At 71.2% G+C, this 23,921-nt stretch carries 29 protein-coding genes; 8 read left to right on the top strand and 21 right to left on the bottom strand.

Annotated elements, in window-relative coordinates:
• Positions 1-16: 16 nt before the first annotated feature.
• From BJ971_RS04725 to BJ971_RS04700, 6 genes are all read right to left on the bottom strand, one after another.
• Entirely contained in the window at positions 17-1,069 is a 1,053-nt protein-coding gene (locus BJ971_RS04725; RefSeq protein WP_239087547.1) for a phosphatidate cytidylyltransferase, read from the bottom strand.
• A gap of 89 nt (positions 1,070-1,158) precedes the next feature.
• Complete coding sequence (frr, locus tag BJ971_RS04720) at positions 1,159-1,716, bottom strand: ribosome recycling factor (RefSeq protein ID WP_184990133.1); 558 nt, start codon at positions 1,714-1,716, stop codon at positions 1,159-1,161.
• 55 nt (positions 1,717-1,771) lie between these two features.
• The gene (pyrH, locus tag BJ971_RS04715) at positions 1,772-2,536 is read right to left on the bottom strand and encodes a UMP kinase (RefSeq protein WP_184990131.1); all 765 of its coding nucleotides are present in this window, start codon (positions 2,534-2,536) and stop codon (positions 1,772-1,774) included.
• Positions 2,537-2,638: 102 nt separating this feature from the next.
• Positions 2,639-3,469 (bottom strand): translation elongation factor Ts, encoded by an 831-nt coding sequence (gene tsf, locus BJ971_RS04710; protein WP_184990129.1) that lies wholly within the window; start codon positions 3,467-3,469, stop codon positions 2,639-2,641.
• A 78-nt stretch (positions 3,470-3,547) separates the two neighbouring features.
• Entirely contained in the window at positions 3,548-4,426 is an 879-nt protein-coding gene (rpsB, locus tag BJ971_RS04705; protein WP_184990127.1) for a 30S ribosomal protein S2, read from the bottom strand.
• 277 nt (positions 4,427-4,703) lie between these two features.
• Positions 4,704-5,396, bottom strand: coding sequence for a hypothetical protein (locus tag BJ971_RS04700; RefSeq protein ID WP_184990125.1), 693 nt, complete (start codon positions 5,394-5,396; stop codon positions 4,704-4,706).
• Between the two features lie 155 nt (positions 5,397-5,551).
• Between BJ971_RS04700 and BJ971_RS04695 the strand changes: the two genes are divergently transcribed.
• The 3 genes from BJ971_RS04695 (at position 5,552) to BJ971_RS04685 (ending at position 9,004) form a co-directional block, all read left to right on the top strand.
• Positions 5,552-5,911, top strand: coding sequence for a YraN family protein (locus BJ971_RS04695; RefSeq protein WP_184990124.1), 360 nt, complete (start codon positions 5,552-5,554; stop codon positions 5,909-5,911).
• Complete coding sequence (locus tag BJ971_RS04690) at positions 5,912-7,453, top strand: YifB family Mg chelatase-like AAA ATPase (protein ID WP_184990123.1); 1,542 nt, start codon at positions 5,912-5,914, stop codon at positions 7,451-7,453.
• A gap of 405 nt (positions 7,454-7,858) precedes the next feature.
• Complete coding sequence (locus BJ971_RS04685) at positions 7,859-9,004, top strand: DNA-processing protein DprA (RefSeq protein WP_184998647.1); 1,146 nt, start codon at positions 7,859-7,861, stop codon at positions 9,002-9,004.
• Positions 9,005-9,258: 254 nt separating this feature from the next.
• Here BJ971_RS04685 and BJ971_RS04680 read toward each other — a convergent pair whose 3' ends face one another.
• Positions 9,259-9,444 carry a DNA-binding protein gene (locus BJ971_RS04680; protein ID WP_184998646.1) on the bottom strand — a complete coding sequence of 62 codons (186 nt, stop codon included), beginning with the start codon at positions 9,442-9,444 and terminating at the stop codon, positions 9,259-9,261.
• A gap of 1,180 nt (positions 9,445-10,624) precedes the next feature.
• Here BJ971_RS04680 and BJ971_RS04675 point away from each other — a divergent pair.
• Positions 10,625-10,912 carry a hypothetical protein gene (locus BJ971_RS04675; protein ID WP_184990122.1) on the top strand — a complete coding sequence of 96 codons (288 nt, stop codon included), beginning with the start codon at positions 10,625-10,627 and terminating at the stop codon, positions 10,910-10,912.
• 283 nt (positions 10,913-11,195) lie between these two features.
• Positions 11,196-11,600, top strand: coding sequence for a winged helix-turn-helix domain-containing protein (locus BJ971_RS04670; RefSeq protein WP_184990121.1), 405 nt, complete (start codon positions 11,196-11,198; stop codon positions 11,598-11,600).
• Between the two features lie 494 nt (positions 11,601-12,094).
• Here the strand turns inward: BJ971_RS04670 and BJ971_RS04665 are convergent, their stop codons facing one another.
• A complete protein-coding gene (locus BJ971_RS04665; RefSeq protein WP_184990120.1) occupies positions 12,095-12,556 on the bottom strand; it encodes a pyridoxamine 5'-phosphate oxidase family protein in 462 nt (153 codons plus the stop codon).
• A 170-nt stretch (positions 12,557-12,726) separates the two neighbouring features.
• On the opposite strand from BJ971_RS04665, the gene BJ971_RS04660 reads away from it, so the two are divergent.
• Positions 12,727-13,704 (top strand): phosphotransferase family protein, encoded by a 978-nt coding sequence (locus BJ971_RS04660; protein ID WP_184990119.1) that lies wholly within the window; start codon positions 12,727-12,729, stop codon positions 13,702-13,704.
• A gap of 1 nt (position 13,705) precedes the next feature.
• On the opposite strand, the gene BJ971_RS04655 is transcribed toward BJ971_RS04660, so the two are convergent.
• Positions 13,706-14,053, bottom strand: coding sequence for a DUF6636 domain-containing protein (locus BJ971_RS04655; protein WP_184990118.1), 348 nt, complete (start codon positions 14,051-14,053; stop codon positions 13,706-13,708).
• A 216-nt stretch (positions 14,054-14,269) separates the two neighbouring features.
• Between BJ971_RS04655 and BJ971_RS04650 the strand changes: the two genes are divergently transcribed.
• Positions 14,270-15,148, top strand: coding sequence for a tyrosine recombinase XerC (locus tag BJ971_RS04650; RefSeq protein WP_184998645.1), 879 nt, complete (start codon positions 14,270-14,272; stop codon positions 15,146-15,148).
• Between the two features lie 40 nt (positions 15,149-15,188).
• Positions 15,189-16,376, top strand: a complete 1,188-nt coding sequence (locus BJ971_RS04645) for an aminotransferase class V-fold PLP-dependent enzyme (RefSeq protein ID WP_184990116.1) — start codon at positions 15,189-15,191, stop codon at positions 16,374-16,376.
• A 50-nt stretch (positions 16,377-16,426) separates the two neighbouring features.
• Here the strand turns inward: BJ971_RS04645 and BJ971_RS04640 are convergent, their stop codons facing one another.
• The 12 genes from BJ971_RS04640 to BJ971_RS04585 form a co-directional block, all read right to left on the bottom strand.
• On the bottom strand, positions 16,427-16,888 hold the full coding sequence (locus BJ971_RS04640; protein WP_184990114.1) for a murein hydrolase activator EnvC family protein: 462 nt from the start codon (positions 16,886-16,888) through the stop codon (positions 16,427-16,429).
• A 53-nt stretch (positions 16,889-16,941) separates the two neighbouring features.
• On the bottom strand, positions 16,942-17,268 hold the full coding sequence (locus BJ971_RS04635) for a DUF2469 domain-containing protein (protein ID WP_023561849.1): 327 nt from the start codon (positions 17,266-17,268) through the stop codon (positions 16,942-16,944).
• Positions 17,265-18,083 carry a ribonuclease HII gene (locus BJ971_RS04630; protein WP_184990112.1) on the bottom strand — a complete coding sequence of 273 codons (819 nt, stop codon included), beginning with the start codon at positions 18,081-18,083 and terminating at the stop codon, positions 17,265-17,267. Before BJ971_RS04630 ends, BJ971_RS04635 begins: the two co-directional genes overlap by 4 nt.
• Complete coding sequence (locus BJ971_RS04625) at positions 18,083-18,529, bottom strand: NUDIX hydrolase (protein WP_184990110.1); 447 nt, start codon at positions 18,527-18,529, stop codon at positions 18,083-18,085. The genes BJ971_RS04630 and BJ971_RS04625 overlap by 1 nt, the downstream gene beginning before the upstream one ends.
• A gap of 57 nt (positions 18,530-18,586) precedes the next feature.
• Positions 18,587-19,240 carry a signal peptidase I gene (lepB, locus tag BJ971_RS04620; RefSeq protein WP_184990108.1) on the bottom strand — a complete coding sequence of 218 codons (654 nt, stop codon included), beginning with the start codon at positions 19,238-19,240 and terminating at the stop codon, positions 18,587-18,589.
• Complete coding sequence (lepB, locus tag BJ971_RS04615) at positions 19,237-20,139, bottom strand: signal peptidase I (protein WP_184990107.1); 903 nt, start codon at positions 20,137-20,139, stop codon at positions 19,237-19,239. The genes lepB (BJ971_RS04620) and lepB (BJ971_RS04615) overlap by 4 nt, the downstream gene beginning before the upstream one ends.
• A gap of 208 nt (positions 20,140-20,347) precedes the next feature.
• Complete coding sequence (gene rplS / locus BJ971_RS04610) at positions 20,348-20,707, bottom strand: 50S ribosomal protein L19 (protein ID WP_023561854.1); 360 nt, start codon at positions 20,705-20,707, stop codon at positions 20,348-20,350.
• A 127-nt stretch (positions 20,708-20,834) separates the two neighbouring features.
• On the bottom strand, positions 20,835-21,599 hold the full coding sequence (gene trmD / locus BJ971_RS04605; RefSeq protein ID WP_184990106.1) for a tRNA (guanosine(37)-N1)-methyltransferase TrmD: 765 nt from the start codon (positions 21,597-21,599) through the stop codon (positions 20,835-20,837).
• 14 nt (positions 21,600-21,613) lie between these two features.
• Complete coding sequence (gene rimM, locus BJ971_RS04600) at positions 21,614-22,180, bottom strand: ribosome maturation factor RimM (protein WP_184998644.1); 567 nt, start codon at positions 22,178-22,180, stop codon at positions 21,614-21,616.
• Positions 22,181-22,194: 14 nt separating this feature from the next.
• Positions 22,195-22,452, bottom strand: coding sequence for an RNA-binding protein (locus BJ971_RS04595; RefSeq protein WP_184990105.1), 258 nt, complete (start codon positions 22,450-22,452; stop codon positions 22,195-22,197).
• Positions 22,430-22,921: a 30S ribosomal protein S16 gene (rpsP, locus tag BJ971_RS04590; protein WP_184990104.1), complete on the bottom strand. Its 492-nt coding sequence runs from the start codon at positions 22,919-22,921 to the stop codon at positions 22,430-22,432. Before rpsP ends, BJ971_RS04595 begins: the two co-directional genes overlap by 23 nt.
• 345 nt (positions 22,922-23,266) lie before the next feature.
• Positions 23,267-23,920, bottom strand: coding sequence for a ribonuclease FAU-1 family protein (locus tag BJ971_RS04585; RefSeq protein WP_184990103.1), 654 nt, complete (start codon positions 23,918-23,920; stop codon positions 23,267-23,269).
• Position 23,921: the final 1 nt, after the last annotated feature.

Here is a 23,921-nt window from a genome sequence, read left to right as displayed (position 1 = left end):
CGTCGCGCGCGCATGCCTACCCCGGCGGCGCGATGAGCGAGAGCAGCAGGAACGCCGTCGGCACCGCGAAGAGGATCGAATCGAGCCGGTCCATCAGCCCGCCGTGCCCGGGCAGCAGGTTGCTCATGTCCTTGATGCCGATGTCGCGCTTGAGCATCGACTCGGCCAGGTCGCCCAGCACGGCCACGACCGAGATCGCCGCGCCGAACAGTAGACCCCAGTAGAACGGCACGTCGAGCAGGAGGTACGCGAGCACCGAACTGCCGACGGCCGAGGCGACGACCGAGCCGCCGAAGCCCTCCCAGGACTTCTTCGGGCTGATCGTCGGCGCCATCGGGTGTTTACCGAGGAAGACGCCGGCCGCGTAGCCGCCGGTGTCGGAGAACACCACGGCGAGCAGCGCGATGAACACCCGCTCGGGGCCGTCCTCTGGCCGCGCCAGCAGCACGCCGAAGCTCAGCAGGAACGGCACGTAGACGGCGATCAGGGCGGCGGCCGCCACGTCCCGTTTCAGGTCGGCGACGCCGTCGGCCAGGCGCCACAGGACCGCGGCGAGGACCGTGACCAGCAGGCCGAGCTCGAGGGCGTCGGTGCTGCCGTACCAGGCCACGCCCGTCATCAGCAGGCCGCCGGCGAGCAGCGGGATCAGCGGCGGCCGGGCGCCGGTGGTGCGCAGCGCCCGCGCCATCTCCCAGATGCCACCGCACGTGGCCAGGGCGATCACGCCGAGGAAGGCAGGCTTCCAGAGGAACAGCGAGGCCAGGACGATCAGGACCAGGCCGGTGCCGACCCCGATCGCGGCGGGCAGGTTGCGGCCCGCGCGGCCGGCCGGTGGCTTGCCGTCGCGCCCGGCCCGGCGCCGGCCCGGCCCGCGGGGGCGTTCTGCCTCAGTCAACTCCCACTCCGCCTGTGAGGTCGAGGTGGCGGCGGTGGGTGCGGCCCAGGGCGGCCCGGACGGCTGCGGCGGGCCGGGCGCGAACGCGTCCCAGTTCGGACCGGTCTCGGTCGCCCGCTGCGCCTCCTCCCGGCGCCGGTAGGCCGCGTAGGGGTCGGGCTCCTCGGCGGGCACGCCGGAGACATACGGGGCCGGGGCGCCGGATTGCCCGGGCGCCCGGCCGCCGGAAGGGTGTTGCCCACCGCGGGGCTCGAGGTACGACATCAGACCTCGAGCAGCTCAGCTTCCTTGTTCTTGACCAGCTCGTCGACCACCGTGACGTACCGGTGTGTGACGTCGTCGAGCTCCTTCTCGGCGCGGCGGCCGTCGTCCTCGCCGGCCTCACCGTCCTTGACGAAGCGGTCGAGCTGCTCCTTGGCCTTGCGGCGCACGTTGCGGATCGCGACGCGGCCCTCCTCGGCCTTGGTCCGCGCCACCTTGATCATTTCGCGGCGCCGCTCCTCCGTCATCTGCGGGAGGTGGATACGCAGCTGCGTGCCCTCGTTGTTGGGGTTGACGCCGAGGTCCGAGTCGCGGATGGCGCGCTCGATCGGGCCGAGCTGCGTCGCGTCGTAGGGCTTGACGATCACCATGCGGGGCTCCGGCACGCCGACGGACGCCATCTGGGTCACCGGGGTCGGAGCGCCGTAGTAGTCGACGACGATCTTGGAGAACATCGCCGGCGTGGCACGTCCCGTACGGATCGCGGCGAACTCCTCCTTGGCGTGCTCGACCGCGCTCTCCATCTTCTCTTCGGCCTCGAAGAGGGTCTCGTCGATCACCGCTGTCCGCCTCCTTGATCCTTCTGGTCGTCGTAGAAAATGTGGGTGGAGCGGATCACGTGGTGATCAGGGTGCCGATCTTCTCACCGCTGACGGCACGGACGATCGTGTCGTCGCCCTGCGCACCGAAGACCAGCATCGGCAGGCCATTCTCCTCGCAGAGGCTGAACGCGGCCTGGTCGGCCACCCGCAGGCCCTGCTGGAGCACGCTCGCGAAGGTGATGTGGTCGATCTTGCGCGCGTCCGGATCGGTGCGCGGATCGGCAGTGTAGACCCCGTCGACGCCGTTCTTGCTCATCAGTACCAGGTCGGCGTGAATCTCCAGGGCCCGCTGCGCGGTGACCGTGTCCGTGGAGAAGTACGGCATGCCGGCGCCGGCGCCGAAGATGACGACGCGGCCCTTCTCGAGGTGCCGGATGGCGCGCAGCGGGATGTACGGCTCCGCGACCTGGGCCATCGTGATCGCGGTCTGCACCCGCGTCTCGATGCCCTCCTTCTCGAGGAAGTCCTGCAGGGCGAGGCAGTTCATGACCGTGCCGAGCATGCCCATGTAGTCGGCCCGGTTGCGGTCCATGCCGCGCTTCTGCAGCTCGGCGCCGCGGAAGAAGTTGCCGCCACCGACGACAACGGCGATCTGCACGCCGCGCCGGGTGGCCGTGGCGATCTGCCGGGCGAGGCCCTGCACCACGTCGGGGTCGACGCCCACCGCACCGCCGCCGAAGACCTCACCGGAGAGCTTCAGCACGACCCGCCGGGGCCGCTCGGAACGTGGCGCCGCAACCTCATCGACCACGACAGTCTGCTCGGTCACCATCGTCATGCCGGTCCGCCCTTTCCTTCACTAACCCGAGACCTTATGTGACGGGGAGGCCGGGCGCTTGTCTCGCGTCCCGGCCTCCCGCGCAGTGCGCTGGTGCCTGGATTACTCCTGGCCGACCTCGAAGCGGACGAAGCGGGTGACCTCGATGCCGGATTCGGCGGTCACCTGCTTGACCGTCTTCTTGTTGTCGGTGACCGAGGCCTGCTCCAGCAGGACGAAGTCCTTGAAGAAGGAGTTCACCCGACCCTCGACGATCTTGGGCAGAGCCTGCTCGGGCTTGCCCTCCTCGCGCGCCGTCTCCTCGGCGATGCGGCGCTCCGCCGCAACGGTCTCGGCGGGCACCTCCTCGCGGGTGAGGAACTTCGGCCGCATGGCGGTGATCTGCATGCCGACCGCGCGGGCGTCGTCGGCGCCGGCCTCGTCGGTCTTGCCGGTGAACTGCACCAGGACGCCGACCTGCGGCGGCAGGTCCTGCGCCTTGCGGTGCAGGTAGACCGCGACGTTGCCGTCGAGCTGGGCGAACCGGTTGATGACGATCTTCTCGCCGATCTTGGCCGAGAACTCCTGCACCAGGTCGGCGACCGAGCGGCCGTCGGCGAGCGTGGACGCGGAGATCGCGGCGGCGTCGGCGAGCTTGTTCTGCTCGCCGTGCTCGACCAGCGTCTGCGCCAGCGCGACGAAGTCCGGGGTCTTGGCGACGAAGTCGGTCTCGCAGTTCAGCTCGAGCAGCGCGCTGCCGGAGTGGCTGACGATGCCGTTGGCGGCCGTACGGCCGGCCCGCTTGCCGACGTCCTTGACGCCCTTGATGCGCAGGAACTCGACGGCCTTGTCGAACTCACCGTCCGACTCTTCGAGCGCCTTCTTGCAGTCCATCATGCCGGCGCCGGTGAGGTCGCGGAGCTTCTTCACGTCCGCGGCGGTGTAGTTGGCCATGACTCTCTCTCGATGCTTTGAGGTCCGGTATCGGGAGGGTGCCGGCCGCCTTCTTCAGGCGACCGGCTTCCTCAGGAATTACTCCGCGGCGGCAGCGACCGGCTCGGCAGCCGGAGCGGCGGGCTCGGCGGCCTCGGCGGCGGGCTCGGCGTCGGCGGCCTTCTTGTCGGCGCCCTCGTAGAGGTCGCGCTCCCACTCGGGCAGCGGCTCGCCGGCGGCGACGGTGCCCGGCTCGGGCTTGTCGTCGGCGTTGCCGCGGTTGCGGCCGGAGCGCTTGATCAGACCGTCCGCGACGGCGGCCGCGATGACCTTGGTCAGCAGCTCGGCCGAGCGGATCGCGTCGTCGTTGCCCGGGATCGGGAAGTCGACCTCGTCCGGGTCACAGTTGGTGTCCAGCACCGCGATGACCGGAATGCCCAGCTTGCGAGCCTCGTCGACCGCGATGTGCTCCTTCTTGGTGTCGACGACCCAGATCGCCGACGGCACCTTCGTCATGTCCCGCAGACCACCGAGGGTCTTGGTGAGCTTGGTCTGCTCACGGAACAGCTGAAGGGTCTCCTTCTTGGTGTAGCCGGCGGCGGTGCCGGTGAGGTCACCGATCGCCTCGAGCTCCTTCATGCGCTGGAGCCGCTTGTACACCGTCTGGAAGTTGGTGAGCATGCCGCCCAGCCAGCGGTGGTTGACGTACGGCTGGCCGACGCGGGTCGCCTGCTCGGCGATCGCCTCCTGGGCCTGCTTCTTGGTGCCGACGAAGAGGATGTGGCCACCCTCGGCGACGGTGTCGCGGACGTACGCGTAGGCCTTCTCGATGTAGTCGAGGGTCTGGCGCAGGTCGATGATGTAGATACCGTTGCGCTCGGTGAAGATGAAGCGCTTCATCTTCGGGTTCCAGCGCCGGGTCTGGTGCCCGAAGTGGACACCGCTCTCCAGCAGCTGACGCATGGTCACGACGGCCATGGTGAATTGCTCCCTGTTTTTCCCTGGTTGTCACGCTCACCGGCGGTGGGCGTCCTGGCGCCCGGTCGCCGGCCCTGATGGCGCCCGAAGAAGATCGGGACCAGGGAAGGCCGTCGCTGACGGCTCGTTGTCAAACCGGCTGAACCGGCCCGACGGGCTCGTGCAGAGGGCGCGCGAGGTCGACCGCACAGGGCGGTCGCCGTTGACAAGCATACGCCGCTCGGCGCACGGCCTGCTGCCGGGGCTTTGGTCGGCCGACCGGGGCCCCCGCGAGGGCTCAGGCCACGCTCAGACCGGCGGCCAGGAGCAGGATCAGGCCGACCGGCAGGTAGGCGATCGGCGGTCGCAGCCAGGCGTCGCGGCCGGCCGTCCGGCCGCCGGCCAGCGCGTAGAGGCCGATGCCGGTGAGCGGCAGGCCGAGGGTCAGCAGCACCGCGGGCACGACGCCCCGGGCGGTCGGCTCGTCGACGAACGTCGCCCGCATGAGCAACATGACGGCGGGCACCGACAGGACGGCGACGATCACCGCGAGCACCAGGGCGGAAACCGGGCGGCGCGAGCCGTAGACGCTCTCCGCCGGCGCCGGGCGGCCGGGGCCGCCGGTCATCGGCACCATGCTGGTCGGCTCGTTGTAGGCCGCCGCGGGCGGGCTGTCCGGCACCGCACCCGAGCCGTACATGGTGGCCGGCGGAGGCTCGGTGGCGCCGCTCGGCCGCACGGCCGGGTACTCGGGCCCGCGCACCGGTAGCCGGATCGAGCCCGTGTCGGAGGACGACAGGGCGTGGCTGCCCGACGTCGTCGCCGGGTCGGCGGTCCCGTATCCGGGCCGCTGCTCCGGGAGCCGGTACGCGCTGCTGGGGCGCTCGTAGACGCCCGAGTCGTAGGGGTTGGCCTCCGCGGCGTCGGGCGGTCGCTGCCCCGTGTACCAGCTGGGTTCCGGCTCTTCGGCGTACCGGCGATGTCCTTCCACGATTTTGCACCGTAGGTGACGCGAGGGCCGGATGCCACCGCTGATGCCGTATCACATGCCTCAGTCACCCTGTGGTTATCCACAATCGCACTCCGTCCACAGCCCGGCACCCCTTCCCGGCACACACCCCCGCCCCGGCACGCCACGGTCCCGCCATGACGACGGAGCGAAAGGCGGTCGGCGCCTACGGCGAGCGCACGGCCGAGCGTTACCTGCGCGCGCAGGGCCTGGTGGTGCTCGCCCGCAACTGGCGGCGCACCGAGGGCGAGGTCGACCTGATCCTCCGCGATGGCGACGACGTGGTGTTCTGCGAGGTCAAGACCCGGCGCGGCGACCACTACGGCACCCCGGCGGAGGCGATCAGCCCGGCGAAGGTCCGCCGCCTGCGCCGGCTCGCGGCACGCTGGCTGGCGGAAACGTCGATACGCCCGCACGAGATCCGCTTCGACGTGGTGGCCGTGCTGCCGCAGCGGCGCGGCGCGACCGTGGTCGAGCACGTGCGGGCGGCGTTCTAGGTGAGCTACGCACGCGTGCTCTGCGTGGGCCTGGTCGGCCTCGCCGGCCACCTCATCGAGGTGGAGGCCGACCTGTCACCGGGCCTGCCGGCGGTCGTGCTGACCGGCCTGCCGGACACCGCGCTGCACGAGGCGAGAGACCGGGTCCGCGCGGCCGTGGTCAACTCCGGCCAGACCTGGCCCAACCGCCGGATCACGGTGAACCTGCTGCCGGCGACCCTGCCGAAACACGGCAGCGCGTTCGACCTGGCGATCGCGTGCGCCCTGCTGGCCGGCGCCGGCGAACTACCGACGGCGCCGCTCGCGGGCGTGGTCCTGCTGGGCGAGCTGGGTCTGGACGGTGCGGTGCGCCCGATCCGCGGAGTGCTGCCGATGGTGGCGGCGGCCGCCCGGGCCGGGACGACCCGGGTGATCGTCCCCCTGGGCAACGCCCGCGAGGCGACGGTGGTGCCCGGCGTGACCGTGCGGGCGGTCGACTCGCTGCACCGGCTGGTCGCGTACGTCCGCGGCGAGGACCGCCTGCTGGACCCGCCCCCGGCCGAACCGGAGCCGCCGGCACCCGGCCCCGACCTGGCCGACCTGGCCGGACAGCAACTGGGCCGGTACGCCCTCGAGGTCGCCGCGGCCGGCGGCCACCACCTGGCGATGCTCGGACCACCCGGCGCGGGCAAGACGATGCTTGCCGAACGCCTGCCGTCGATCCTGCCCCCGCTGGACGACGAGTCGGCGCTGGAGGTGACGGCGCTGCACTCGATCGCGGGCCTCCTGCCCCAGGACGGCCGGCTGGTGCGCCGGCCACCGTTCCAGGCGCCGCATCACAGCGCGAGCCTGGCGGCCCTGGTGGGCGGCGGCTCGGGCCTGGCCCGGCCGGGCGCGCTGTCCCTGGCACACCGCGGCGTGCTGTTCCTGGACGAGGCACCCGAGTTCGCGAACGCCGCGCTCCAGGCGCTCCGGCAGCCGCTGGAGAGCGGCCGGGTGCTGCTGGCCCGCGCCCGCGGCAACACCGAGTACCCGGCCCGGGTCCAGCTGGTCCTGGCCGCGAACCCGTGCCCGTGCGCCAGCCCGGCCGGCGACCAGTGGTGCGAGTGCACGGCGTTGGCGCGCCGGCGCTACCTCGGCAAGCTGTCGGGCCCGCTGCTCGACCGGATCGACATCCAGATCCGGATCCAGCCACTCAGCGCCGCCGTGCTGATGACGGCCACGACACCGGCCGAGGACTCCGCGACGGTCGCGGCCCGCGTGGCCCGGGCCCGCGCGGCGGCGGCAGCGCGCTGGGCGGCGGGCGGCTGGCGGGTCAACGCGGAGGTGCCGGGCCCACGACTACGGCAGCCACCGTGGCGCCTGCCGGCCAGGAACACGGCGGCGCTACGCGCGCGCCTGGACCGCGGCGCGCTGTCGGCACGCGGATTCGACCGGATCCTCCGGCTGGCCTGGTCAATCGCGGACCTGGACGGACGGGAACGACCGTCGGGCCCGGACGTGGACGAGGCAGCACAACTACGAATGGGAGACGCCCATGACCGAACAGACCAAGCCTCCTGACAACCGCCAATCAACCGCCAACCCGCCGCCCCACACCCCCGAAACCCCACCCGCCCACCGACCCCTTGTCCCCTCATCGACCTCCCACCAGCCAGCTCTCTCCTCACGGGCCTCCCACCCGACGACCCACTCCTCGCCCGCCTTCCACCCGAGGCCCTTCCCCACACCCACCCTCCACACGACAACCCACTCCCCAACCACCTCCCACCAGGCGGCCTACCCCTCGCCCGCCCTGCACCAGAAGCCCTTCCCCACGCCCAGCCGCCATCAGACAGTCCTGCGTTCGGCAGCTTGGGCTTCATCGGCCCGCGACATCGTTGGCCTCCATTCCCCTCAACCTGACTCGGCGGACCTGCGCGGGTGGGTGGCGTGAGCGGGCCGGCGGGTGGTGACGGTGCGGACCGGATGGCTCGGGTGGCGTTGACCTGCCTCGCCGAACCCGGCAACCGCGCGATATGGCAACTGGTGCAGGCGGACGGCGCCGACGCGACGTTGGAGCGGCTGTTGCGGGGCGACATCGGCGAGCCGGCGCTACGCGCGGCCGTGCTCGCCCGGGCCGCCGCCGTCGACCCGCGGCGCCAGGCCGAAGCCGCCCTGCAACGCGGGGAACGTCTCGGCGCGCGCGTCGTCGTGCCCGCGGATCCCGAGTGGCCCACCACCGTGAACGCCTTGGCCACCCTCGAGCTGGAGGGCGGCGGGCGGGTGAACCGGGACGTCCGGCCGCCGCTGTGCCTCTGGGTTCGCAGCGGCTGGCCGTTGGACCAGGCGTTCGCCCGCTCCGTCGCGGTGGTGGGTGCCCGCGCGGCGACGAACTACGGGACACACGTGACGAACGATCTGGGGTTCGGATTGGCGGAGCGCGAATGGACGGTGGTGTCGGGCGGGGCGTTCGGCATCGACGCGACGGCGCACCGTGCCGCGCTCTCGGCCGGCGGATTGACGGTGGCGATCCTGGCGTGCGGGATCGACCGGCCCTACCCGATGGGAAACACGGCCATGTTCGAACAGATCGCGGACAGCGGGGTGCTGATGAGCGAGTGGCCGCCGGGCGCGGAACCGCTGCGGCACCGGTTCCTGATCCGCAACCGGGTGATCGCGGCGGCGACGGCGGGAACGGTGATCGTCGAGGCCGCGGCCCGCAGCGGCGCGGTGCAGACGATGGGCAGAACGATCGCCCTCAACCGGCGCGCGATGGTGGTGCCGGGCCCGGTCACCTCCGCGATGTCGGTCGGCTGCCACGAACTGCTTCGCAAGCATCCGGAGGTCACAGTCGTGACGGGGCTGCCACACGTACTGGACGAGGTCGGAAAGATCGGTGAGTACCTGGCCGAGGTGCCGCGCGGCCGGGACCGGCCGCACGATGGCCTGGACGAGGAATCGGCGCTGGTGTTGGAGGCGATGCCGCGGCGCGGCACCGCCGATCCGCAGGAACTGGCGGCGAAGGCGGGCCTGGGCGTGCGCACCGTCCTCCGCCGCCTGTCCCTCTTGGAGATGGCCGGCCTGGTGGTACGCCGGAGCAACGGGGTGGCGCTAGCACGCTCACCGAGATGACGGCTGATTGCCCGGATCGGGCGGTGGCCCAGATTCGCTGCCGAGGCAGCCCGAGATCAGCGGCCGGGCGCGGAAGCCGGGCGCGGAAGCCGGGCGCGGAAGCCGGGCGCGGAAGCCGGGCGCGGAAGCCGGGCGCGGAAGCCGGGCGCGGAAGCCGGGCGCGGAAGCCGGGCGCGGAAGCCGGGCGCGGAAGCCGGGCGCGGAAGCCGGGCGCCTGGTCGGCTATCGCCGCCAGGGCGCCGGGGCGGTCTCCGTCAGGCTTCGGCGTCGTCGACGTCGCGGCGGTGGACCTTCATCCAGGCCTCGACGTCCTCGGTCATCCAGACCTTGCCCTGCGCGAGATCGGCGACGGGCGCGGGGAAGTCCGCCCTGCTCGTGATCTGGTATGCGCGCTGGCGACTCACTCCGCCCAAGCGGACACGGATCTCGTGCGCACCCATCAGTCGGATCGGCTTAGCTGCCACATGATCGACCGTAGACGCATGACTATTAGTCATGGGTCAACTTGGTAAGAGACACCTAGTTACACGACAACTACGGTGGTCGCATGACTATCCCTCGTAGACGGTGCCAGAGACCGGTGCCGCACGGGCCGTCCCATAGGCGCATGTGGCGCTCACTGTGGCGGCGATGCTCGTGCGGCTTGCCGGCCCCGTGCGTGGACCGGCTGGTCCCGGCGCCGCCACTCCCCTACCCTCCGAACACGGCTTCGCCCGCCGACGGCCGGCCGATCGCGAGCGGGACCGCCAGGCCCTCGATGCCCACAAGCGCGAGGATCCCGGCACCGAGAGCGAGTCCTATCCGCCCGGCTCAACCGGGCTACGACTCCGCCGCGATCGCCAGGGTCAGCCCGATCGCCTACCTCGAAGCGGCCAGGGCTGCCTGTGCACGAGATCCGGCCTGGCCGCTCGCCGGCCACGCCGACAGGGAGAGCGGACGCCACCGGCTCCACCCGCACACCGGCGGACGAGCCCCCGCACGCGAACCAACCACGCCGACCGCACGCCACACCGACCCCGCGAGCACACGCCGCCGACCTCACTTCGACGCCGGCAGAGCAACCCGCGCACGCGACCCGGCGACGCCGGTCGACGGCACGGCGGGCAGTGCCCGTACCAGGTTGGGCGATGATCGTCAGCCTGCGGGCGCCGCGTCGGCCAGCATCCTCGCCGCACCGGGCGGCTTCATCCGGGCAAGCGGCATAACGGCACCGTCCGAGGAGGTCAGGCCGGGTGACTACCTCCCGTTGCGCAACGCGCACGAGCCCAGAGATGGACCCCGGGCAGCCGGCCAAACCCAGATACACAGGCCCGGAGACAGACCCGAGCCGAGTAACCACGCCCGGGTATACGAACCTAGAGACGGACCCGGACCGGACGGGTTCACCGAGACACACGGACCCAGAAATACGGCCAGACCAACCGAGCACGTCCAGGCACACGAACCCAGAGAAGGACCCGGGCCGCGCAGGCAGGACCGGGGTGACGGTGCGAGTGCCAACGGTGCGGCCCAGGCCCGGGCGCCTGCGTGGGCCGCGCCTACCGTGCTGCTTTCGCAGGTCGGCCGCGCCGGCGGCCTCACTCCGGCCCAGGCATATCGGGCCAGTCAGGGTCACCGGCGGTGAGCGCTCAGGAGAGAGCCGAGCATCTCGGCGCTCGACCAACGTGGGACTGCCTCGCCTGTGGGCGTCCCTGGCCGTGCGCGTATGCGAAGGATGAGCTGCTCGCCGAGTTTCACCGGCACCCGTCCAGCTTGACGATCTACATGTCGTCCTACATGTGCGAGGCGATGAACGACCTCGTCACCCAGGACGTCGCACCGCCTCCGGATCTCTACGAGCGTTTCCTCTCGTGGGTGCGGCCGAGTCTCACCGGGCTGCCGATCCGGAAACCCTTGGAGGATCAATAGTGAGCATCGGAGTTGCCGATCCCGCCGCCGTGGCTGAGGCCAGACGGGCCTGGGCGGCTCGGTGGGTGAGTGCTCCGGATTCCAGTCGACGTTCGGCATAAGCGCTCCCGGATGTCGCAGCAATGAGGGCAGACGGCGGCCGGGACCTCGCAGGGACCGCCGACCGCCGCCGCCATGCACCACCCGATCGAGCTCGGCCTTCTCAGTGTGGCCGTTGGAGCGTACCGACAATCGAACATACGTACAATGCTATGGAGCATCGTGACCACGTACGGTGTGAGCCATGATCGATCCCTCGGCCGACCGCGCGGTCTTCCGCCAGCTTGCCGATCTGTTGCGCGACCAGATCGAGTCCGGCGACCTCGCCCCCGGCGAGCCGCTGCCCAGTGAGCTGCGTCTGGCCCAGGAGTACGGCATCAGTCGCACCACCGTGCGCCAGGCCATCGGCCAACTGCGCACGGAGGGACTGGTCACCGTCGACCGGCCACGTGGGACGTTCGTCCGCGTGCCGGAGCCGACCGAGACCGTGACCCTCGGTCGCGGCGAACGCGCGGGCGCCCGCATGCCGACCGACGCGGAGCGCCGGCAGTACCGCCTGGGCGAGGGCGTCCCGGTGCTTGTCATCACGGCGACCGACGGCACGAAGACAGTGCACCCGGCAGACCGGGTCCAGCTCACCCGCCCCTGATCACCGCCCGCTACCCGCAGCCGCGACGATCCAGCACCACCTGGACCGACCGCGCCGCGCGGGAGCGCACACCCAAGACCGACACCCGATCTCAGTCGTGACGACCCCACACCGCGCGAACCCGCCGCGCCGCGCATGACCGCACACCCAAGGCTGACACCTGATCGCAGCCGCGGCAGTGCGACACCGCCTGGATCGACCGCGCCTCGTGTGAGCGCACACCCAAGGCCGACACCCGACTGCGGCCGCGGCCGCGGCCGCGACGACCCCACACCGCGCAAATCGACCACGCCGCACACCACACTCCAAAGACCGGCACCCGATTGCAGTCGTGACGATCCGATACCGCCTGGACCGACCGCGCCACGCATGACCGCACACCCAAGACCGACACCCGATCGCAGCCGTGACGACCCGACACCGCGCGAATCGACCACGCCGTGCAGGGCGGCGCACCGAACGCCGGCACCCGGTTGCGTTCGTGGAACGCCCACCTACTCGCGGGTGCGGCGGCGGTAGCCGTGATCGGCGTCCCAGGATTCGATGACGAGGTGGTCTGCGGGCTCGCCCACGTATGTCAGGGCCAATTCCGTGATCTCGACGCGGAAGAATCCCGCGCCGGCGAAGGGCGTGTCCGGCGGCGGCGGAACCTCCACCGCCCTTCCCGCCAGCTTCGCGTCACCCGGCCAGCTTTCGGGGTGTTCGGCCGGCGGCTCCAGGGTGGGGCTGTGTATCGCGATCCGAGGGTCGCGACGCACGTCCCGCAGCTTCATCGAGCCACCCATCATGCCGAAGGTGATCTGGCCGTCGTCGAACTTCATCTCACTCGCGCTGATGCGCGGAGACCCGTCGCGGCGCAACGTCGCGATGGTCTTGTTGGTGCCTGCTTCGAAGCGCGCCTTGACCTTCGCCGCGAACTCGCCGAAGTCCCTCTCGAGGTCCTGCCAACTCGCCATGCTCAAGACCCTAGAAGCCGGGTCTGACGAAATCAGCCCAGCGGCAGGGCCATGACCGGCCCGACCCCCGCGCTGCCGTAACACCCGCGTGCTGATCGGAGGCGGCGACAAACCGGTTGCGTGGTTCCGCCAAGCCGGACAGCATGGCCGTCTTCCGAGGAGGGACGATCATGAAACGGGTGTTCCTGGCGGCGGACGATCTGCGGGACCTGGTGGCAGAACAACTAGGCGCCAACCGCCAGCTCGCCACCCTGGACCGGCTGACCGGCGGCAGCAAGAAGGGTGTCTACCGGCTTCGGCTGGACGACAGCACGACGGCGATCCTCTACACATGGGCGGCCGACGAGAACTACTGGCCACCCTCCCCGACAGTCCCGGACGACCCGTTCACCGACGCATCCGGCGCGGAACTCTTCGCCGCCAGCCACGCCGCCCTCACCGCCACCGGCGTACGCGTCCCGCGCCTGCTGATGCTCGACCGCGACCGCCGCTACATCGACGCCGACATCGCGCTGGTAGAAGACGTCGGCGGGTTGACGCTCGAAGCGCTGATGGAGCGCGACCCAGCCGCCGCCGCAGCCCCGCTCTCCTCACTCGGCGACGCCCTCCAACGCATGCACACCACCTTCGGCCCGCACTACGGCAAGCTCGCCGCCGTCGAAGAAGGAACCACGTCGCAGGCCCGCCGCGCCGAGGACATCATCATGGACCGCGCGCTCAGCCACCTCGACGCGGCCGCGGTCCGCGTCACCCGCCTCGCCGACGCCGCCGAGCGGATCGCCGCCCACGTACGCCACCTCCGCGACGCAGTCCAGCCACGCGAGCAGTACGCGCTGGTACACGGCGAACTCGGACCGGATCACGTACTGGTCACCCCAGCCGGCGAGGCCGCCATGATCGACATCGAGGGCCTGGCGTACTTCGATGTCGAGTGGGAGCACGCCTGGCTGCACATGCGCTTCGGCGACGCGTACCCCGCGCTGCGCCCGGTCAGCCTCGACCCGCACCGGCTGGAGCTCTACCGCTACGCGCAGGTGCTGTCCCTGATCGAGGGTCCGCTGCGGATCGCGGACACCGACTTCCCGAACCGGCAGTGGATGCTGGACCTGGCCGAGTGGAACATCGCCAAGGCGCTCGCCCCGCTCTAGTTCAGAACAGGGTGTACTGCTGCACCGAGAGCGTGAAGCCGTGCCCCGTCGCCGTGTTCTCGCAGCGGATCGCCTTGGGGTCGCTCCCGCAGGTGAAGTCGCCGGCCCGCACCGCGCTCCCGTACTTCAGCGTCTCCTTCGCACCCATCATCGTGTCTCCGGCACAGGTGAACGCCGCCTTCTCCGCCTTGAACACGGAGACTCCCCCGGCCCAGTCCAGCTCGCAGTCGGCCGGCGCCGGCGGTGGCTGCCAGCTCCTCTTCACGATGTCGCAGCGCGCGCCGTCCTTGTCGACGCGGCAGCCGATGTTCCCGGACGGGGATACGAACTCGGCTTCGGTTACCGTCACCGTCGACTGGGTCGGCGCGTCACCGAGACCCGCGTTCGCCGGGGTCGAAGGCGTTTCCCGAGGGCTCGTGCACGCCCCGAGCGCCAGCACCACGAGGACCGCCGCGCAGCCGCGTCCGAAAGCCATCTCTACCCCCGAGCCTCAAAGGCGGAATGATAGGGGCGTGGAGCAAGGACGGTGAGCACCCGCGGGGTGCACGAGGCGCTTCCGCCCGCCATGCGCGAGGCGGTCGACGGCTTCGGCCTGCACCTCGCCCGCGTCGACAACCGTTCGGCGCACACGGTGCGTGCCTATGTCGGCGATGTCGTCTCCCTGCTCGACCACGCCGCCCGGCTCGGTTGCGCCGCGCCCGCGGATCTCGACATCGCCGTGCTGCGGGGCTGGCTGGCGCAGCGGATGGCCGAGGGCGCCGCGCGCAGCTCGCAGGCGAGGCGGGCCGCGGCCGCGCGCACCTTCACCGCCTGGGCGCACCGGTCCGGGTTGTCCCCGGCCGACGCCGGCGCACCGCTGTCCAGCCCGCGGGCGCATCGCGATCTTCCGTCGGTGTTGCGCGCCGATCAGGCGGCGGACCTGGTCGTCGCCACGGGCGACCCCCATGCCGTACGCGACCAGGCGGTCCTCGAGCTGCTCTACGCGACCGGGGTACGGGTCAGCGAGCTCTGCGGCCTGGACGTGGCGGACCTGGACGAGGGGCGCCGGGTCGTGCGCGTCTTCGGCAAGGGCGCCAAGGAGCGGGTGGTCCCCTACGGCATCCCCGCCCAGCGGGCGCTCGACGAATGGCTGAAGCGGGGGCGGCCCGCCCTCGCGCACGCCGGCAGCGGTGACGCGCTCTTCCTTGGCGCCCGGGGCGGCAGGCTCCAGCAGACCGTGGTCCGCCGCATCGTGGCCGCCGCGGCCCGGGCCGCCGGGCTGCCGCACACCAGCCCGCACGACCTGCGCCACTCCGCCGCGACGCACCTGCTGGACGGGGGCGCCGACCTTCGCGCCGTGCAGGACCTGCTCGGGCACGCCTCGCTGTCGAGCACCCAGATCTACACCCATGTCTCGACCGAGCGCCTGCGCGCCGCCTTCAAGCAGGCTCATCCGCGCGCCTGATCACGGGTCGAACCACACCGGCTACCCGTACGATCACATGGTGAGCGCCGGAGATCCGCCCCCGCCCATCCCGGGAGCGCGGCTCCTGTTCTCCCTGGATGCGGCCACCGCCTATCTCAACCACGGCTCGTTCGGTGCGGTCCCGATCGGCGTGCAGCGCGCGCAGCAGCGGCTGCGGGACGAGGTCGACCGCAATCCGATGTCGTTCTACGTCCATCCCGGGCTCACCGACCGCATCGTCCACACCCGACGGCATCTGGCCGCCTTCCTCGGCGCCGATCCGGACGGCAGCGCCCTGGTGCCCAACGCCACCGCCGCGGTCTCGCTCGTGTTGCAGTCGGTGCGGCTCACCTCCGGCGACGAGGTGCTGCTCACCGACCACGGCTACGGCTCCAACGGCTTCGCCGTGCGGCGGCAGTGCCGGCGGGACGGTGCCAGCGCGCGGACCGTCGCCCTCGCGCTGGACGCCTCCGACGCCGAGGTGGTCGCCCGGATCCGGGGCGCGCTGCGGCCCGGGAAGACCAAGCTGCTGATCGTCGATCAGCTCACCTCCCCCACCGCCAAGGTGCTTCCGGTGCGGGAGATCGTCGCGGTCGCCCGCGAGCACGAGGTTCCCGTCCTCGTCGACGCCGCGCACGTGCCGGGCATGCTGCCGGTCGAGGTGGACCGGATCGGGGCCGACTTCTGGGTCGGCAACCTGCACAAGTGGGCGTTCGCCCCGAGGGGCACCGCCCTGCTCGCCGTGGCACCGGCGTGGCGCCGCCGGATCGAGCCGCTCGTCGTCTCGTGGGAGCAGGATTCCGGCTTCCCGCTCGCGGTCGAGTTCCAGGGCACCGTGGACTACACGCCGTGGCTGGCCGCCCCGGCGGGGCTGTTCACCCTGCGTACCCTCGGGCTCGAGACCGTGCGGGCGCACAACGCGGCGCTGGCGGCGTACGGGCAGCGGGTTGTCGGCGCGGGCCTCGGCCTCGCGCCCGCCGACCTGCCGGAGCCGGGCGCGGCCGAGGCGGCCATGCGGATTCTGCCGCTGCCGACCGGCGTGGCCACGACGCAGCCGGAGGCGAGCGCGCTGCGGCAGCAGATCGCCGACAAGCTGGCCACCGAGGTGTCGATCAACGCATGGGGCGGCCGCGGATGGCTGCGGCTGAGCGCCCAGGCATACAACCGGCCGGAGGAGTACGACCGCCTCGCCGAACGCCTGCCCCCGCTGCTCGCCGGCCTCCGCTGAGGTCAGAGCGACCACAGCCGGACGAGCCAACGCGGGCACGGCCGGGCGGATCACAGCGGGCGCAGGCGCACGCGGCCGAGCCCCAGCAGGGTAAGCGGATCAAGATATTCGTCGCCGCGCCGCAGCCCCCAGTGCAAGCAGGCCGACGTCGGACAGCCCGGGTGCCCGTCAGCAAGGGTGCCGATCGCCTGCCCGGGCGCGACGACCACACCGGACCGCAGACCGGGCCGCACGGGCTCATAGGTGGTCCGGAGGCCGCCGGGATGCGCGATGCTGACCACGCCCCGCCCCGCGACGTCACCGGCGAATACGACCGTCCCCGGTCCCGCCGAGCGCACAACGCCGCCCGGCGCCGCGGCCAGGTCCACGCCGCGGTGCCCGGCCAGCCAGGGTGCCGGCGGCGGGTCGAAGCGCCGCACGACCGCAGCACCGTCGACCGGCCAGCCGTATGCCGCCCGGGTGGGCACGGAAGCGCCGGCGAGCACCAGCAGGACCGGGAGCAGAAAACGCATGCCCGGCATCGTGCTCCTCCGGGCGCCGAGCCGCGACCCGGCCTGTGGATAACCTAGCTGCCGCCGAAGCCCGCCTCATCGGGCAGCGAGATGTCCGGCTTCTCGAGTTCCTCCACGTTGACGTCCTTGAAGGTCATCACGCGGACGTTCTTGACGAAGCGGGCCGGGCGGTACATGTCCCAGACCCAGGCGTCGTGCATCTCGACCTCGAAATACACCTCGCCGTCGGAGTTGCGCACGTGCAGGTCGACCTGGTTCGCCAGATAGAACCGGCGCTCGGTCTCCACCACGTACGAGAACTGTCGGACGATGTCGCGGTACTCCCGGTAGAGCTGCAGCTCCATCTCGGTCTCGTACTTCTCGAGATCCTCTGCGCTCATCGCTTCTCGCCCTCCATGGCCTCATCTTCCCCCACCGGCACCGGCGGCCGAGGCTGCTCGCCCGACGCCACGCCGACGGTACCCTCCGATGCTGGCCAGAGCATCAGCGGCTCGGCGGTGACCGGGGCCGGAATCGCCGGCCGGCGCGCGCGGGGCGGCCGGTTGCCGCGACCGGAGACCGCGGCGACGTTCACGTACGAGAAGCGGTGCTCGACGCAGGGGCCGAGGCGGATCAACGCCGCGCTGTGCTCGTCGGTGATGTAGCCCTTGTGTACCGCGAAGCCGTAGTCCGGGAACCGGCCGTCCAGCTCGACCATCAGCCGGTCCCTGGTGACCTTGGCGAGCACGCTGGCCGCGGCGACGCAGGCCGCGACCCGGTCGCCCTTCCAGACGGCGAGTCCCGGCGCGCCGAGCCCGTCGACCGGGAAGCCGTCGGTGAGGACGTAGTCCGGCCGGGTGGTGAGCGACGCCAGCGCGCGGCGCATCGCGGCCAGGTTGCAGACGTGCAGGCCGCGTCCGTCCACCTCGACCGGCGGGATGATCACCACGGACCAGGCCAGCGCCCGGGCCACCACCTCGGCGTAGACGCGCTCGCGGGCGGCGGCGGTGAGCAGCTTGGAGTCGGCGAGTTCGTCGATCTCGCCGCGGCGGCCCTCGGGCAGGATGGCCGCGGCGGCCACCAGCGGCCCGGCGCAGGCGCCGCGGCCCGCCTCGTCGGCGCCGGCCACGTTGCGGAAGCCGCGGCGCTGGAGCGCGCGCTCGAGGGCGTACAGGCCGCCTTCGCGGCGTACGACGGTGCGGGGCGGGCTGAGCATCAGCAGGCCCGGCGCAGCAGGTCGGCGAGGCCGGTCGGGTAGATCAGCTCGGTGGAGGTGTCCAGCTCGACCGCCGACCACCAGCGGTGATCGGTGATGGTCTGCTGCTCGGCCGCGTCGAATCCGCTGGTGTCGACCTGCCAGTTCGGCACCCGAAGGACGAAGAAGTCCTGTTCCTGCCGGTATCGCCGATTTTCGTAGCTGAACTCGGTGACCTCGTGGTGCACGGGCTCGCCCAGGTCGGCGGGCTCGACCTTCAGCCCGGTCTCCTCGAACAGCTCCCGGGCCGCACCCGCCGCGGGCGTCTCGTCCTCGTCGAGACCCCCGCCGGGCGTGAACCACCACCGCAGGCCGGGGCGCGCCGGGTCGCCGCCGCGCAGCAGCAGCGCGCGGTCGGCGGAGTCGATCAGGAGCACCCGGGCCGCCTGCCGGTCGATGAACGTCACGACCCAAGCCTATTGCTCCCGCGGTCGATCTTTACCCCGGGTTGAGACCAACGGGCCTCAGTTGGCGGGCGGCGCGTCCGGGATGGCCTCGAACCCCTTGGGCACCGAGAGCCAGGCCGCCCGGCTCACCGGCCAGAAGATCGTGAACGCCCGGCCGACGACCGAGTCGATCTTGATCGTGGCCTCCTGGATGTTGTCGTCGCTCTGCTCATAGTGCTCCAGCGAGTCGCCGGAGGCGGAGCGGTGGTCGCCCATGACCCAGAGCCGGCCGGGCGGCACGACGACGTCGAACTTCTCGTCCGCGGCCGGGTCCTGCCGGCCGTCCGCGTCCTTGTAGATGTAGGGCTCGTCCAGCGAGGCCCCGTTGATCATCAGGCGCTCCTGGTCGTCGCAGCAGACCAGGTGGTCGCCAGGCACCCCGATGACGCGCTTGATGAAGTCCTCGCCCTCGGTGCCGCTCTGCCACTCCGTCGGGGCCTTGAACACCACGATCTCGCCGCGGCGGGGGTCCCGGAAGTCGTAGACGAGCTTGTTGACCAGGACCCGGTCCCAGACGTTGAGCGTGTGCTCCATCGACGGCGACGGGATGTAGAAGGTCTGCAGAACAAAGGCGCGAACCAGGACGGCGACGAGGATCGCCACACCCAGCAGGATCGGTAGCTCGCGCCAGAACGACCCACGGCGCTTCTCTTCGGCTTGCTCGTCAATCACGAACGGAGCCTACGTCGCCGCGGCCACAACCACTGACCGGAACGCGCGGATACGCCGACACTTAAGAGGAACGGCAGCATCACGGCGGCGGTGGCCGGATCGGGCTCCCGCTGCGGCTGCCCGCCGACCGTGGCGGCCGCCACGGGGTGCGCCTCACCGTACGCCTTCCAGTTGTCGGGCACGGAGAGGCTGGTGAAGTGCTTGGTCGGCCAGACGATCACGAACGCCCGGCCGATGATGTTGTCGATGGGCACGGGGCCTTGGCAGCGGGCGTCCTGCGACACCAGCCGGTGGTCGCCCATGACGAACATCTCACCCGCCGGGACGGTCACCTCGGCGAAGCGGCGGCTCGTGCACTGGCGCGGGTTGGGCGGGGCCTCGATTGCCGAGTCCTCGAAGATGTAGCCCTCGTCGATCGACTCGCCGTTGACCGTGATCCGGCCCTGATCGTCGCAGCAGGCGACCTTGTCGCCCGGCAGGCCGATCACCCGTTTGATGAAGTCGCGTTCCCCCGGGCGGCTGACACCGACCAGGTCACCGATGGTCCGGCCGAGCTTCGCGCCGAAGTCGTTGCTGAGCGGCTCGGCCGGCTGCTCGGGCGCCCAGTTGTCGGTGCCGCGGAAGACCACGATCTCGCCGCGCACCGGGTCGCGCATGTCGTAGACGACCTTGTTGACCAGGACCCGGTCCTTGATCTCCAGGGTGGTCTGCATCGAGCCGGACGGGATGTAGAACGCCTGCACCAGGAAGGTCCGGATCAGGACGGCGAGGCAGAACGCCACCACCAGCAGCAGCGGCAGCTCCTGCCAGAGGGGCATCTCCTTGCGACGGATCACCCGCCCGCGGCGCCGTCCGGAGGAGGAGGCTCGATACCCCTGCATCGGTTCCACGCTTCGCATCTCCCGCCGCCGTCCGGTCGAGCCGCCCCGGATACAGCACTACCGCCCGTGATCCCCCGCGGGGGACCTGTCGGGCGGTAGTGCGAATGGTTCACCCGCACGGCGACTGCCGTGTTGGCACTGATTCCCATCCGTCACTGGCGCAAGCGTAATCCGCCCGCGCAGCAAACGTCAGTCCGAGTACATACGGCCCGGACCGCTACGGGGTTCAGCTGACGGTCTGCTTCTCGCGCAGCTCCTTGATCTTGGCCTTCTTGCCGCGGAGCTCGCGCAGGTAGTAGAGCTTGGCGCGACGCACGTCACCGCGGGTGACGACCTCGATGCGGTCGAGCTGGGGGCTGTTGATCGGGTAGGTCCGCTCGACGCCGACGCCGAAGCTGATCTTCCGGACCTTGAAGGTCTCGCGCAGCCCGCCACCCTGGCGGCTGATCACGACGCCCTGGAAGACCTGGACACGGGAGCGGTTGCCCTCGACGACCCGCACGTGCACCTTGACGGTGTCACCAGCCCGGAAGTCAGGAATGTCGGTGCGTCGCGACTGGGCGTCGAGTGCGTCCAGGGTGTTCATCGCTGCATCCTCGTCGTACTCAAAGCGCACCGGGAGTTCGATGCGCGAATGGGTGATTCTGACCCCCGGCGAGTGCCGTCGGTCCTCGTCCGCCCGCCCACGGCGTGGGGAACGAACGGCAACCTCACTACTTTGCCACACCCGGAGGTGTGATCGGAAATCCGGCCCCCTCCAGGGCCGCCCGGTCGAACTTGTCGAGCGACTCCGGCGGATAGGCCGCGAACATGTCCGGGCGCCGGGCGGCGGTACGCAGCAGAGACTCCGTACGCCGCCAGCGCGCGATCCGCCCGTGGTCACCGGAGCGGAGCACCTCCGGCACCGCGCGGTCCCGCCACGACGCCGGCTTGGTGTAGACCGGCGCCTCGAGCAGCCCCGCCGCGTGCGACTCCTCGGTCAGCGAGTCCGCGTTGCCGAGCACCCCCGGCAGCAGGCGGGTGACCGCCTCCATGATCACGATAACCGCGACCTCGCCACCGAAGAGCACATAATCGCCGAGCGAGACCTCCCGCACCGGCATCCGGGCCGCAGCCTCGTCGAGAACCCGCTGGTCAATGCCCTCGTACCGGCCGCAGGCGAAGATCAGGTGCGGAAGCTCGGCCAGCTCGTGCGCGTCCGCCTGGGTGAACGGCCGCCCGGCGGGCGAGGGCACGATCAGCTGCGCGGCGGGAGAGGCGACCGCGTCCAGCGCCGCCGCCCAGGGCTCCGGGCGCATGACCATGCCCGGGCCGCCGCCGTACGGGGTGTCGTCGACCGTGCGGTGCACGTCCGAGGTCCAGGTGCGCAGGTCGTGCACGGACAGGTCGAGCAGCCCGGTGCCCCGCGCCTTGCCGATCAGCGACAGGTCCAGCGGGGCGAAGTAGTCCGGGAAGATCGAGACGATGTCGACGCGCACAGACGGGCCCTTTTCTACAGATCGAGCAGGCCCTCGGGCAGGTCGACGATCACCCGGCCGCCGGCCAGGTCGACCGTCGGCACCATCTGGCTGACGAACGGGATGAGCGCCGTGCCGCCGCCGGCCTTCTTGAGCACAATGAGGTCGGAGGAGGGCGCGTGGTCGATCCGGTCGATCGCGCCGAGGACGGTCCCGTCGACCGACACCACGGAGAGCCCGGCCAACTGGTGGTCGTTGAACTCGTCCGGGTCCTCGGGAACGGGGATCTCGGCGCTGTCGACCTGCAACAACACGCCGCGGAGCGCCTCGGCGGTGTTGCGGTCGAGGACGCCCTCGAACTGGGCGATCCCCTTGCCCTGGTGCCAGCGCACCGACTCGAGCACGAGCTCCGCCGGGACCTTGTAGGCGATTCCCGGCACGGCGACAGCCGCCGGGCCGGTACTCACCCGGCGATCCCGGGGGACCTCCGTGGTGAACACCGATCCGGCGGCGAATCTCGCCTCTGGATCATCGGTCCGCACTGTCACCAGCACTTCCCCGCGGATGCCGTGGGGCTTACCGATCTGACCGACGACCAGCAACATCAGGCGGCAGCTCAGTACGCGTCGACGATGTCGACGCGGATGCCGCGCCCACCGATCGAACCGATGACCTGACGCAGCGCCTTGGCCGTGCGCCCGCCGCGCCCGATGACCGTTCCCAGGTCCTCGGGGTGCACGCGCACCTCGAGCCGCTTACCGCGGCGCGAGTCGACCAGCCGGACCCGGACGTCGTCCGGGTTGTCGACGATGCCCTTGACGAGGTGCTCCAGCGCGGGCCGGAGCGCCCCGTCAGTTCCCGTCGGCGCCGGCACCGGCCGCGTCCTCCGAGACAGCCTCGGCGGTCTCCGCCTTCGGCTCAGCCTTGGGCTCGGCCTTGGCCTCCGCCTTGGGCTCCGCCTTGGCCTTCTTGGCCGGCTTGGCGGCCGGGGCGTCCGCGACGCCGGCGGCAGCCTTCGCCTCGGCCTCGTAGGCCGCCGTGCGGCTGACCTTCTCGGCCTTGACGAGCAGCGGCGGCGGGGCCGGCAGGCCCTTGAACAGCTGCCAGTCGCCGGTCTTCTCGAGCAGGCGCTGCACGGCCTCGCTCGGCTGCGCGCCGACCGAGAGCCAGTACTGCACGCGCTCCGACTTCACCTGGATGATCGAAGGATCTTCCTTGGGCTGGTAGATGCCGACGTACTCGATGGCGCGGCCGTCGCGCTTGGTGCGCGAGTCGGCGACGACGATGCGGTACTGCGGGTTGCGGATCTTGCCCATCCGCAGGAGCCGGATCTTTACGGCCACAGTCTTGTTCGCTCCTGTTGCGATGACGACCAGCCCGATCGATCGGGCCGGTGCGTGAGTGAGCCGACGGAACCCACGTGGGGATATGGGACCGATGCCTCGAGGACTGGCGACACGTGAGAGTTAGAGGGCTGCTCACGCACACCGGACCACCCCATTCTGCCAGAGGGGGTGGGTGGCTCCCAATCGGGCCTCGCATTTGCGAAAGATCAAAGATCTGGACCATGTCGTGCGTGGTTGCAGGGTGCTGACCGTCGCTCACGCCGAGACCGGGCGCGGGCGGCCAATCGCCTGGCGGCTCATGAGCGGCCACCCGCACCCTGCCAGGTCCGTGCTTGGCAAAGATCAACTGCGGGGTACCGCGGGGCGGTTCCAGCCCGGTGGGAGCGACGTCGGGACCAGCCAGGACGGGTCCGGGTGGTAGTCGGTCCAGGTGCCGTCGAACGGGAACTCGCCCGCCTCGATCATCTTGATGACCCTGAGGCCCTCGGCGCGGACCGCCTGCTCGTCGCGGACCCAGTAGTGGTCCGGGTAGGCGAGGCGCTCGGCGAACTCGTCCTCGTCCTTCCATTCCCAGGCCCGGTCCGGGTGCACGACCACGTCGAGGTCCTGGTCGATCACGTCGACGCCGGCGGTGTGACCGTCGTCCCAGCGCAGCGCCCGCTCCTCCAGGTTGACGTACCAGTTGGCGAAGCCGCCGTGGTCGTCGCGGAAGAACCAGACCGAGTGGTCGGCGCCCGGCGGGATGAACTTCAGCAGGCCCGGCCCCTGCCAGGTGCCGTGCACGACCTCGGTCTCGAGGCCGATCCACTCGCTGAACGGCATGTCCCGGAGGCCGCGGCCGTCCCGGGCCGCCTCGACCACGACCGCCGAGCCGCGGGCCAGCCAGAGCAGCAGCCCGCGCTCGTCGTCGACGACGACGCGGCACGGGCGCACGGAGGCGAGCCGTGCGCCGTCGATGTTGCGGTAGAGAACCTCACGACCCGGGGCGAACCGCATA

Source organism: Amorphoplanes digitatis, from assembly GCF_014205335.1.
Taxonomy (GTDB): domain Bacteria; phylum Actinomycetota; class Actinomycetes; order Mycobacteriales; family Micromonosporaceae; genus Actinoplanes; species Actinoplanes digitatus.
The sequence above is the reverse complement of the archived record's forward strand: the minus strand, read 5'-3'. Positions and strand labels throughout refer to the sequence as shown.

Bases quoted from the DNA above. Each gene is read 5' to 3' on its own strand.
- pyrH (WP_184990131.1), bottom strand. From the start codon at position 2,536: ATGACGATGGTGACCGAGCAGACTGTCGTGGTCGATGAGGTTGCGGCG.
- tsf (WP_184990129.1), bottom strand. From the start codon at position 3,469: ATGGCCAACTACACCGCCGCGGACGTGAAGAAGCTCCGCGACCTCACC.
- rpsB (WP_184990127.1), bottom strand. From the start codon at position 4,426: ATGGCCGTCGTGACCATGCGTCAGCTGCTGGAGAGCGGTGTCCACTTC.
- BJ971_RS04695 (WP_184990124.1), top strand. From the start codon at position 5,552: ATGACGACGGAGCGAAAGGCGGTCGGCGCCTACGGCGAGCGCACGGCC.
- BJ971_RS04685 (WP_184998647.1), top strand. From the start codon at position 7,859: ATGGCTCGGGTGGCGTTGACCTGCCTCGCCGAACCCGGCAACCGCGCG.
- BJ971_RS04680 (WP_184998646.1), bottom strand. From the start codon at position 9,444: ATGGGTGCGCACGAGATCCGTGTCCGCTTGGGCGGAGTGAGTCGCCAG.
- BJ971_RS04670 (WP_184990121.1), top strand. From the start codon at position 11,196: ATGATCGATCCCTCGGCCGACCGCGCGGTCTTCCGCCAGCTTGCCGAT.
- BJ971_RS04665 (WP_184990120.1), bottom strand. From the start codon at position 12,556: ATGGCGAGTTGGCAGGACCTCGAGAGGGACTTCGGCGAGTTCGCGGCG.
- BJ971_RS04660 (WP_184990119.1), top strand. From the start codon at position 12,727: ATGAAACGGGTGTTCCTGGCGGCGGACGATCTGCGGGACCTGGTGGCA.
- BJ971_RS04650 (WP_184998645.1), top strand. From the start codon at position 14,270: ATGCGCGAGGCGGTCGACGGCTTCGGCCTGCACCTCGCCCGCGTCGAC.
- BJ971_RS04640 (WP_184990114.1), bottom strand. From the start codon at position 16,888: ATGCGTTTTCTGCTCCCGGTCCTGCTGGTGCTCGCCGGCGCTTCCGTG.
- BJ971_RS04635 (WP_023561849.1), bottom strand. From the start codon at position 17,268: ATGAGCGCAGAGGATCTCGAGAAGTACGAGACCGAGATGGAGCTGCAG.
- BJ971_RS04630 (WP_184990112.1), bottom strand. From the start codon at position 18,083: ATGCTCAGCCCGCCCCGCACCGTCGTACGCCGCGAAGGCGGCCTGTAC.
- lepB (WP_184990107.1), bottom strand. From the start codon at position 20,139: ATGCGAAGCGTGGAACCGATGCAGGGGTATCGAGCCTCCTCCTCCGGA.
- rplS (WP_023561854.1), bottom strand. From the start codon at position 20,707: ATGAACACCCTGGACGCACTCGACGCCCAGTCGCGACGCACCGACATT.
- BJ971_RS04585 (WP_184990103.1), bottom strand. From the start codon at position 23,920: ATGCGGTTCGCCCCGGGTCGTGAGGTTCTCTACCGCAACATCGACGGC.